Here is an 11,758-nt window from a genome sequence, read left to right on the forward strand (position 1 = left end):
AATTGAATACATATACAGGGAAAAGTGGAGTGCGCAAATAGTCCGATTTCACAAAGTATGGAAAGAGTTTGTATGAGAGTGCATCGGGTACTGTATTTGTATAAGATAAAACAAGTATCTTAAGGAGGTGAATTCGAATGACTTTACCCCAAATTACGCTAGACAATAATGAAGTCATCGCTTATCGAAAAAAAGATGGGGGTGAACAGACAATACTTCTCGTCCATGGGAATTTTTACTCTTCATTAGCTTGGGAAGAGCTAATTGGCGTACTTGATCCGAAATATACAGTATATGCAGTTGATCTTCGTGGGTTTGGAGAATCATCATATAATCATCGAGTGACTCAGATTAAAGACTTCTCGGATGACCTTAAAGATTTTGTTGATAAACTTGGAATTGGTGATTTTTATATGGCGGGTTGGTCGGCTGGAGCTCAAGTATGTATGCAGTTTGAGGTAGATTATCCCGGACATTGCAAAAAACTCGCATTGATAAATCCTGCTTCAACTCGAGGTTTACCAATGTTTGAAATGAATGCAGATGGTACACCTGACTTTACAAAACGACAAACTACGTTAGAAGAAATTGAAAATGATTCATCCAAACAGCCAGGGCGCGAGGAGTTTATCGCATTTTCGGAAGCTCGAATTTATACGCACAAAAAACGCTCTCCTGAAAAACAAGAAATGTATGTTGAGGATATGCTTAAACAAAGAAACATAGTAGATGTCGCACATTCACTCAATACATTTAATATTGGATCAATCAATAATGGGGTAAGAGATGGAACAAATCAGGCGAAAGGTATTACGATCCCGGTATTAATTTTACGAGGTGATCGAGACAATATAATCCCAGCTCAAATGATCGATGAAATTAAAGATGATATCGGGGATAATGCAACATATGCGCAACTTACTGATACAGGACATTCGCCGTTTGTGGATAATTTACCTGAACTAAAGGAACAAATCGAAAAGTTCTTTATATAAAATAAAGAATTGTGCAAACAATTTAAAGCATAATCCATTTTGTAGCATAATGAAAAAAACGTATCCATCCAGGGTTACGCTTTTTTCATTTTTAATCCTAAAAATTTGGGAATCTAAAAGACGTTTTCTTCCCGAATTAAAAGGATTACGAATAGTTGCAGCCGTATTGATGCCGATTTATCACATATTGTTTAATCGTGTTTCTAGCGAAGTAAATATTTTCTTGGTTGTAATAGGCTTTTTAATTACCACATTGCTTTTTTCAATGTCTCGAGAAAACGGTAAAGTTTTATATTTTTCTTATGTTGTTAAATTATTGAAACGACATTTACCAACAGGAAGCATCCGGTTTCAATTTTATTTAGTTTGGTTGTTAGTATTCTTAGTAGCAAATAGATTTCTTCGCGTTTTTTGGGGGAAAGCACATTAAAAGCGTTTTAAATATCTTTATTTCTGTCGCTTCAGTTGTATCTTTTAATTACTCAGTATATTTGACTGCTGAATATCATCCATTCGCTTATTATCATACGCTTACTTGTGTATGGGAGTTTGGGAATGGTGGGTTGTTGGCATTAATGATTCTATAGTTAGTAATATCAATTAAAATTGCATGGTTGTGTGGTTGGCTAGGATTAATTGGGCTGATTAGTTGTGGCATTGTATTGCAAGTATCACAATTTTCCCGAGCTATACAGCAATATGGGGTGGTATTATCAGTTGTGTTTATAATTAAGGTTGGTAGTTACTCAACAAACTTTAGAGCTTTCCGATGAAACCTATAAAAATTTTATAGTGATTTATTGACTAAAGGTTACTATTTTCTACATAAAGGGAATATGATATGATTATGAAACACAAAAGAGGTGGTAAAGTGCGAAAGAAATACCGGGAGTTAAAACGTAAGGGGAACGTCATTGTCTTTCCAACCACAGTAGATCGCTTACTGACAGAAGGAATGACTTATTTAAAAGAAGAGAAGTACGAAGATGCCCGGGACAGTCTGTATCAGGTACTAAGTTATGAACCTGTTAATGTAGCTGCACTAGGTGGTTATACATATTGTCTGTATGAACTTGGAGAGTTTGGGGAAGCTTTAGAAGTGTGCAGAGAATTATTGCAAATCGGTCCGATCCACTACTTGGAGACGATGGAGCTATACATAAGTATTTTAATGCAAGTCCGTGAATTTGAAGAAGCGGAAAAGATGATTGAGGTTTTAATAGAAGAAAAAGTTTTACCTGAAGAACGATTAGAACAGTTTCAGCAATTACGAGAGTTGAACGAACGCATTTCAGCAAATGCAACTTCAGAGAAAGTTGATGCATCGCTTTATGCGATAGAAAACTTTCTGTCACTACACCCTTCAGAACAAGAACAACTGATTCTATCGTTGCCTACTACGTCTTATCAAGCGCTCAAAAAAAAGCTGCTGGCAATTATTGAACATGTAGAAGCGGATTTGTTGACGAAAACATACATATTATTTATGCTGTCTCAAGAAAAGATTGAAGCGGAAGTAAGAGTACAGAAATTTCATTACAAAGATGTATTTACGATTAGTGAGCTACCTGATCCAGTTAATGATGAACGCATACAAAAAATCTCCTCTTTAATGGAAAGAGCTTTAGAAAAAGATCCAACTCGCCTAGAGTTAGTAAAAGAGCTGTTTGAACGTCATATTTACTTGCTTTATCCGTTTATGTGGGATGACTTTAATGAAGAGAAAATAGCGCAAGCGTATATGGAATATACAGCAGGGTTATTTACTGGAATGAGTTCATTTGAAGAGGATGAAAAGCTATTAGAGTGGATTCAACAGGCTGAACTTTGGTTTGAGATGCGTAATGGGTAGAAATAGTTGAACCTGTGTGCATCTGTGCTATAATATTGAAGTTGTCAAAAATCGTAGAAAACGTTAAATGACTTTTAAGAAAATGTTTGGAGGGCTTATAATTATGTCAGCAAAATGGGAAAAACAAGAAGGTAACACAGGGGTTTTAACAGTAGAAGTTCCTGCAGAAGAAGTAAACGCAGGTCTTGATAAAGCGTTTAAGAAAGTTGTTAAAGAAATAAACGTACCAGGTTTCCGTAAAGGGAAAATGCCACGTCAAATGTTCGAAAAGCGTTTTGGCGCTGAGTCACTTTACCAGGATGCATTAGATTTCATCCTACCTGATGCTTACGCAAACGCTGTTGAAGAAGCAGGAATCAACCCAGTTGATCGTCCTGAAATCGACATCGAAACAATCGAAAAAAACCAACCACTTGTATTTACGGCTAAAGTAATCGTAAAACCTGAAGTTGAGCTTGGCGAATACAAAGGTCTTGAAGCATCAAAACCTGATACAGAAGTAACTGACGAAGATATCGAAAAACAATTGAAAGAAAACCAAGAACGTTTGGCTGAGTTGACTGTTAAAGAAGACGAAGCAATCGTTGAAGGCGATACAGCTGTTATCGATTTCGAAGGATTTGTAGACGGAGAAGCGTTTGAAGGCGGACAAGGCAATGATTATTCGCTTGAGATCGGTTCAAACTCATTTATCCCAGGATTTGAAGAGCAATTGGTAGGCGTTAAAGCTGGAGAAGAAAAAGAAGTTGAAGTTTCTTTCCCAGAAGAATACCATGCTGCTGAACTTGCAGGAAAAGCTGCAACGTTCAAAGTAAAAGTAAACGAAGTTAAAGGCAAAGAACTTCCTGAGCTTAACGACGAATTGGCAAAAGAAATTGACCCAGAAGTTGAAAGCTTAGAAGCGCTACGCACTAAAATGAAAGATAGCTTAGTTGCTGAGAAAAAATCAGCTGCTGATGCGAAACTTCGTGATGAATTAGTTCAAAAAGCTGCTGAAAACGCAACTATTGATATTCCACATGCAATGATCCACACTGAAATGGACCGCATGATGAGCGATTTTGAACAACGTTTAACTCAACAAGGTATGAACCTTGAGTTATACTTCCAATTCTCTGGTCAAGACGAAGCTGCACTTCGTGAGCAAATGCACGGTGATGCTGAAACACGCGTACGCGTTTCAATGACACTTGAAGAAATTGCTAAAGCTGAAAACATGCAAGTTACTTCAGAAGACATCGATAAAGAGCTTGAAAAAATGGCTGCTCAATTCAATATGGACATTGAACAGATCAAAACAGCTTTAGGTGGAACTGAAATGCTTGAAAACGATATCCGCATGCAGAACACAGTTGAGTTCCTAGTGGACAACGCTAAAATTTCTGAGTAACACATAAGCAATTTATAAGTAATACGGAAAACAAGGTGCGGAAACGCACCTTGTTTTCCACTACATAGAAGAATGATTAATATGTGTGTAGCAGCGAAATTGACGCTGAATCTAATTAGTTGCTACAATTACGATAATCTTGTAAGATAATTGCTTGAATAGGGGTGAATACATTGTTCAAATTCAATGACGAAAAAGAGCATTTAAAATGTTCGTTTTGCGGTAAACCACAAGAGCAGGTTCGTAAACTGGTGGCAGGACCAGGTGTTTATATTTGTGACGAGTGTATTGAGCTTTGTACGGAAATCGTAGAAGAAGAGCTTGGTACAGACGAAGAAGTAGAGTTTAAAGAAGTACCTAAGCCAAAAGAAATTTTAGACATTTTGAATGGCTATGTAATTGGTCAGGAAAAAGCGAAAAAATCATTGGCTGTAGCAGTTTATAACCACTATAAACGTGTAAATTCGAATAGTAAGATTGACGATGTAGAATTGTCTAAATCGAATATTGTCTTAATCGGACCAACAGGTAGCGGTAAAACTTTACTTGCGCAAACATTGGCTCGCATCCTGAATGTACCGTTTGCTATTGCAGATGCTACTTCGTTAACTGAAGCAGGTTATGTCGGTGAAGATGTAGAAAATATTCTACTTAAACTGATTCAAGCTGCAGATTATGACGTGGAACGTGCTGAAAAAGGGATTATTTATATCGATGAAATTGATAAAGTAGCCCGTAAATCAGAGAACACATCGATTACACGTGATGTATCTGGTGAAGGTGTGCAGCAAGCACTTCTGAAAATCTTAGAAGGCACAACTGCAAGTGTACCTCCTCAAGGCGGACGTAAGCATCCTCATCAAGAATTTATCCAAATCGATACGACGAATGTATTATTCATCGTAGGTGGAGCTTTTGACGGAGTCGATCAAATTATTAAACGCCGTCTAGGCAACAAAATCATCGGCTTTGGAGCAGATCCAAACAAAGAAGAAATCGACGAAAAATCATTGCTTAGCCAATTGATTCCTGAAGATTTATTGAAATTTGGTTTGATTCCAGAATTTATCGGTCGTTTGCCTGTATTGGCGAGCCTTGAACAATTGGATGAAAAAGCATTAGTTGAAATTTTGACTGAGCCTAAAAATGCATTGATCAAGCAATACCAAAAGATGATGGAGCTTGATGGTGTCAAATTAACGTTTGAACCAGAAGCACTTGTAGCCATTGCAAAATTAGCAATTGAACGTAAAACAGGTGCACGTGGACTCCGTTCAATCATAGAGAACACGATGCTTGAAGTAATGTTCGATCTACCTTCTCGTGAAGATATTGTCGAATGTGTCATTACAAAAGAAACAGTTGACGATAGCGTACCACCTAAACTAATCTTAGAAGATGGTTCAGAGTACGTTAGCGACAACGATGAGAAAACATCCGCGTAATGAGTGGAATTTCACCCAGTAGGCAAAGCTTGCTGTGTGATAGGTAAACCAATCAAAAGGATGATACGGGCTGACTCTGATCGTGCGCATCCGCACCTTCTGAGTTAGCCCGTTTTTGTTAGAAAAGTGAAAACACGCGTCTTATTATGACAGGTTGTAGACAAAAGAATAGTAAATATTTTTTGATCCCCACCTACTAGACGCTTTGTGCCTAATGGATGTCGGCGAATTGTCAACGACGAAGATAACGCAGTGATGGAAAAGCACATCTTTGCCCTTCGTGACATGTAGCTATGATTCCTTGAATGGTTGGATGAAATGCTAAGTAGAGTAATTATTGGTGTAAATCACATTACTTTAGCTCACGTTGATCGAAGTAGAAAGATTCCAATTGAGTTGGCTACGAAGACTCCTGTGGGAGCAGCGTAGCGACGAAAGCTGAAGCTGAGCCCACGGAAAGCGAAGTGGGCAGCTCAGTTGGAGAGTAAATAACATAATTCATTTTTGGTAAGACTTTGTCTACAAACAAAAGCACTAAATAAATTAGATGCTATTAATTCATGTTGAAAATATTCACGGAGGTGGCTCTACAGATGGCGAAGAAAAAAGGAACTAAACAGGTGCCATTATTACCATTGCGTGGACTTCTTGTATTTCCAACAATGGTCCTGCATATAGATGTCGGTCGCGACCGTTCTGTGGCGGCATTAGAAAAAGCAATGCTTGAAGACAATATTGTCTTTTTAGCGACACAAAAAGATATGAGTGTTGAAGAACCCAAACGAGCAGATCTACACAAAATCGGGACGTTGGCTTATGTAAAACAAATGTTGAAATTACCAAATGGTACGATTCGTGTATTGGTTGAAGGAATAGAACGCGGCCAGTTAAAAAATTACGAAGAAGAAGAAGATTTTACATTGGTCGAAGTAACTCCGTTTGCGGATGAAACAGAAAGAGATGCTGAACAAGATGCATTAATGCGTTTGCTATTAGAGCATTTCGAGAATTACGCAAAAAGTTCGAAGAAAGTTAGCAATGAAACGTATAATACTGTGGCGGATATTGAAGAACCAGGCCGTTTAGCGGATATGGTCGCTTCTCATTTATCAATGAAAGTAGCTGCAAAACAAGACGTTTTGGAAACCTTTGATATTAGCAAACGGTTAGAATTGCTAATTACACGCTTGCACAGCGAACAAGAAGTTGTGGATCTTGAAAAAAAGATCAACCTTCGCGTTAAAAAAGCAATGGAGCAAACACAAAAAGAATTTTATTTGCGTGAGCAGATGAAAGCCATTCAATCTGAACTTGGTGATAAAGACGGAAAATCCGCTGAAATCGTTGATTTGAAAAAACGGATTGAAGAGGCAAAAATGCCAGAGTCGACGGAAAAAGTTGCACTTAAGGAACTTGACCGTTATGAAAAAATTCCTGCAGCCGCTGCAGAAAGTGGCATTATTCGTAATTATATCGAATGGCTTGTAACGATTCCTTGGTCTGAAACAACAGAGGATCGTTTGGATATTAAGTATGCCGAAGAAGTTTTGGATCGTGACCACGACGGATTAGAAAGTGTTAAAGAACGGGTACTTGAGTATTTAGCTGTTCAACAAATGACCAATTCTTTACGCGGACCGATTCTTTGTTTAGTAGGACCTCCCGGGGTCGGAAAAACTTCACTTGCGAAATCGATTGCAGAGTCTCTTGATCGTAATTTTGTTCGTGTGTCACTTGGTGGCGTTCGTGATGAATCCGAAATACGCGGTCATCGCCGTACCTATGTAGGGGCGATGCCGGGCCGAATTATTCAAGGGATGAAAAAGGCGGGAACTGTAAATCCTGTATTCTTGTTAGATGAAATTGATAAAATGTCGAATGACTTCCGTGGTGATCCGTCTTCAGCGATGCTAGAAGTATTGGACCCAGAACAAAATAACTCGTTTAGTGATCATTACATTGAAGAAACGTACAATCTTTCGAATGTCCTATTCATTGCGACAGCGAATGACCTAGGATCAATTCCAGGACCTTTACGTGATCGGATGGAAGTTATTACAATTGCGGGTTATACAGAAGTCGAAAAACAAATGATTGCGAAAAATCATTTGGCACCAAAGCAATTAAAAGAACATGGCTTATCTTCAGAACAATTACAATTTGAAGACGACGCATTATTAAATGTTGTCCGTTACTATACGCGTGAAGCGGGTGTCCGTGGACTCGAACGTCAACTTGCTTCGATTTGTCGAAAAGTAACAAAACAAATTGTTTCAAAAGAAGAAGAACATGTGATTGTTGGAGAAAAAGAAGTTGAGGCGTATCTAGGTAAACGTAAATTCCGCTACGGAATGGCAGAATCAGAAAATCAAGTGGGTGTTGCTACGGGACTTGCTTATACTACAGTTGGCGGAGATACACTTCAAATCGAAGTTTCCTTGTCTCCAGGTAAGGGCAAGCTGCAATTGACTGGTAAACTAGGAGATGTCATGAAAGAGTCAGCACAAACGGCGTTATCATTTGTTCGTGCTCGTGCAGAATCACTTGGCATCGATCCGAAATTCCATGAATCGCATGATATTCACATTCACGTTCCTGAAGGTGCTGTTCCAAAAGATGGCCCATCGGCTGGGATTACGATTGCGACAGCTTTAGTGTCTGCATTGACGAAACGTCCTATTCGCCGAGAAGTTGGCATGACAGGTGAAATCACACTTCGTGGTCGAGTTTTACCAATCGGTGGAATTAAGGAAAAAACCTTAAGCGCGCATCGTGCTGGTTTAAGGACCATCATTTTGCCAATCGATAACGAGCGTGACCTGGAAGATATACCAGAGACAATCCGCAAAGAGATGACATTCAAGTTGGTCTCTCAAGCAGATGAGGCATTAGAAATTGCCTTAGAAGGAGAAAACGAATGAAAGTTAATAATGTAGAACTAGTTATCAGTGCCGTTCGCCCAGATCAATACCCAGAAGACGGCTTGCCAGAATTTGCTTTAGCGGGAAGATCAAATGTCGGTAAATCATCTTTTATTAACAAAATGATTGGGCGTAAAAGCATGGCGCGCATTTCTTCAAAACCAGGTAAGACACAAACGCTTAACTTTTATAAAATTGAAGAAAAGTTGTTTTATGTTGATGTACCGGGTTACGGTTATGCAAAAGTATCAAAAAGTGAACGCGAAGCATGGGGGAAAATGATCGAACGGTATATTACTGATCGTGATCCATTACGTGCTGTTATTCAAATCGTTGACTTGCGCCATCCACCGAGTAGAGATGATATCGCGATGTATGAATTTATGAAGCATTTTGATATTCCGTGTATTATTATCGCAACAAAAGCAGATAAAATTCCAAAAGGTAAATGGGACAAGCACAAGAAAATTGTCCGCACGACTTTGGATATGGACAAAACCGATCCACTCATCCTTTTCTCATCTGAAACGGGATTGGGTAAAGACGAAGCATGGCAAGAAATTGAAAGCAGAATGTAAATAAAAGCGCAGCCCTTGGGTTGCGCTTTTTTATGTAGATCTAATTGATAGCTCTACTAAATATGCTGAAATCTTCATAATTAACTCTAGCATTAACAGTTAATTCCGACTAAGAGCGTTATACTTGTGACGGCCAAAACTGTTTGCTAGTATTAGTTTATAATAATTATAATCAAGGGCTAGGTTCATGCCTTGTTCACAATTTGAGAGTCATTATATTGCATAAAAGTGTTATACTTAATAAAGATGAAATATTGAACGTGAAAGGTGTTTTGTACCCATGCACACATTAGTAGTCGGTGTGAATTATCGCTCAGCACCTGTGGAAATTCGTGAAAAGCTGTCATTTATTGAAACGGATTTACCACAGGCAATGGAAGCGTTAAAACAACAAAAAAGCATATTGGAAAACGTCATAGTTTCCACCTGCAACCGGACGGAAATTTATGCAGTCGTGGATCAACTTCACACAGGAAAATATTACGTAAAGCAATTTCTTGCGGATTATTTTGACCTACCTAGAGAAGCTATTTCGCAGTATTTATTTGTTCATGAGCAAGACGCTGCGATTGAGCATTTATTTCGAGTAACCGCTGGTATCGATTCGATGGTATTGGGCGAAACGCAAATTTTAGGCCAAGTAAGAAATAGTTTTCTTGCAGGACAAGAGCAAGGAACGACAGGAACTGTTTTTAACCAATTGTTTAAGCAAGCTGTGACTTTAGCGAAAAAAGCACATTCAGAAACGGCAATTGGCGAAAATGCCGTGTCAGTATCTTATGCTGCTGTTGAACTTGGTAAGAAGATTTTTGGCACGCTTAAAAACAAACACGTAGTTATTTTAGGTGCTGGTAAAATGGGCGAACTGGCGATCAAAAACTTGCAAGGCAGTGGAGCAGATCGTGTGACGGTTATTAACCGTACTTTTGAAAAAGCTGAACTTCTAGCTGATAAATTTGGCGGAAATGCAAAACCGTTAAGTCAACTGCAATGTGCATTGCTCGAAGCAGATATTTTAATATCTTCTACAGGCTCAACAGATTTTGTCATTGATCTTGAATTGATGCAATTTGTAGAAAAACTGCGTAAAGGCAAACCGTTATTTATGGTTGATATTGCTGTACCGCGTGACATGGATCCGCGTATTGGTGATTTGCCAAATGTCTTCTTATACGATATTGATGATATGCAAGGGATTGTAGAAGCGAACTTAGCAGAACGTGAACGTGCAGCAGGTGAAATCATGACAATGATTGACCAAGAAGCACTCGATTTCAATGACTGGCTATCAACACTTGGAGTTGTTCCTGTAATTTCTGCACTTCGCCAAAAAGCACTCGGTATTCAGGCTGAGACAATGGCGAGTATCGAAAACAAAATGCCGGACTTGACTGACCGTGAAAAGAAAGTCCTTAACAAACACACCAAATCGATTATTAACCAATTATTGAAAGACCCAATTTTGCAAGCAAAGGAAATGGGTGGTTCACCTAAGTCTCGTGAACAATTAGAATTGTTCATGCAAATCTTTGGAATCGAAGAGGAAGTTGAACAAGAAATAGAAAAACAGTCGAAAGCTCCACAAAAGAAAACGGATAAAGCCGTTCTTCAAACTCAAAATTCATCAACTGAAACTCCCGGGTATTCATTTTAAGCTTTTCAAAAGAGGCGTTTTCGATTCTATATGTTAAAATGTAGAGACGGAACGCCTTTAATTATGGAGATGAAGGGGAATGGGATGGCAGATTTAACAATGGCAAGGCTGCACGAAGCTATGGTTATTCTATATGCTGTCAGCCTTGTTTTTTATTTTATCGATTATTTATATAAAGAGAAAAAAGCAAGTCGTATTGCCATGAGTTTACTTAGTATTGTGTGGATTTTGCAAACCATCTTTTTAGGCTTGTATATTTTTGAGACACAGCGCTTTCCAGTATTGACTTTGTTTGAAGGTATTTATTTTTATGCTTGGTTATTGGTGACATTGTCGATTGTTTTGAGGGTTTTCTACCGATTTGATTTCGTGGTGTTTTTCATTAACGTTATCGGTTTTATCTTTATGACCATCCATACATTTTCACCTGTACAAATTGAGCGATCACCTGTTGGGGATGCGTTAGTATCGGAATTATTATTTATACATGTAAGTTTCGCAATTTTATCGTATGTGGCGTTTTCGTTATCATTTGTGTTTGCGACCCTCCACATGGTTTTGTATCGAATGCTTAAGAAAAAAAAGTGGACAAAACAATGGGCAAACTTGCCATCATTAAGCCAAACACAACAATTTATGACGATATCGATCTTGGTCGGGATTTCCTTATTGTTCGTGTCGCTCGTACTTGGATTGCAATGGGCAATTATTTCACTGCCTGAGTTTTCATTATTGGACATGAAGATTGTCGGTTCCTTTGTTTTACTTGTGCTGTACGGCTTGGTTTTATGGCGACATCGTAAAGGGTCGTTAAACGGCATGAACTATGCACTAGCTCATACGTATTTGTTTTTGGTACTGCTCGTCAATTTCTTTTTAGGCAGCCGGTTATCTGATTTTCATTTTTGGTATTAAAGAGAGGT

The 11,758-nt window shown here is 38.5% G+C and carries 8 protein-coding genes; all 8 read left to right on the forward strand.

Translation table 11 applies throughout. The features are described from left to right. Positions 1-137: 137 nt before the first annotated feature. Positions 138-995, forward strand: coding sequence for an intracellular short-chain-length polyhydroxyalkanoate depolymerase (phaZ, locus tag PLANO_RS06095; protein ID WP_038703581.1), 858 nt, complete (start codon positions 138-140; stop codon positions 993-995). Between the two features lie 841 nt (positions 996-1,836). Further along, complete coding sequence (locus PLANO_RS06105; RefSeq protein WP_231554757.1) at positions 1,837-2,847, forward strand: tetratricopeptide repeat protein; 1,011 nt, start codon at positions 1,837-1,839, stop codon at positions 2,845-2,847. Positions 2,848-2,950: 103 nt separating this feature from the next. After that, positions 2,951-4,237, forward strand: a complete 1,287-nt coding sequence (tig, locus tag PLANO_RS06110) for a trigger factor (RefSeq protein ID WP_038703583.1) — start codon at positions 2,951-2,953, stop codon at positions 4,235-4,237. 173 nt (positions 4,238-4,410) lie between these two features. Continuing rightward, on the forward strand, positions 4,411-5,682 hold the full coding sequence (clpX, locus tag PLANO_RS06115; RefSeq protein ID WP_038703584.1) for an ATP-dependent protease ATP-binding subunit ClpX: 1,272 nt from the start codon (positions 4,411-4,413) through the stop codon (positions 5,680-5,682). 593 nt (positions 5,683-6,275) lie between these two features. Beyond that, entirely contained in the window at positions 6,276-8,603 is a 2,328-nt protein-coding gene (gene lon, locus PLANO_RS06120; RefSeq protein ID WP_038703585.1) for an endopeptidase La, read from the forward strand. Further along, positions 8,600-9,181 (forward strand): ribosome biogenesis GTP-binding protein YihA/YsxC, encoded by a 582-nt coding sequence (gene yihA / locus PLANO_RS06125; RefSeq protein WP_038703586.1) that lies wholly within the window; start codon positions 8,600-8,602, stop codon positions 9,179-9,181. The genes lon and yihA overlap by 4 nt, the downstream gene beginning before the upstream one ends. A gap of 280 nt (positions 9,182-9,461) precedes the next feature. Further along, the gene (hemA, locus tag PLANO_RS06130) at positions 9,462-10,835 is read left to right on the forward strand and encodes a glutamyl-tRNA reductase (protein WP_038703587.1); all 1,374 of its coding nucleotides are present in this window, start codon (positions 9,462-9,464) and stop codon (positions 10,833-10,835) included. Positions 10,836-10,919: 84 nt separating this feature from the next. Next, the gene (gene ccsA / locus PLANO_RS06135) at positions 10,920-11,750 is read left to right on the forward strand and encodes a cytochrome c biogenesis protein CcsA (protein WP_038703588.1); all 831 of its coding nucleotides are present in this window, start codon (positions 10,920-10,922) and stop codon (positions 11,748-11,750) included. The last annotated feature ends 8 nt before the right edge of the window (positions 11,751-11,758 follow it).

Origin of the sequence: Planococcus sp. PAMC 21323 (assembly GCF_000785555.1) — a bacterium.
GTDB lineage: Bacteria > Bacillota > Bacilli > Bacillales_A > Planococcaceae > Planococcus.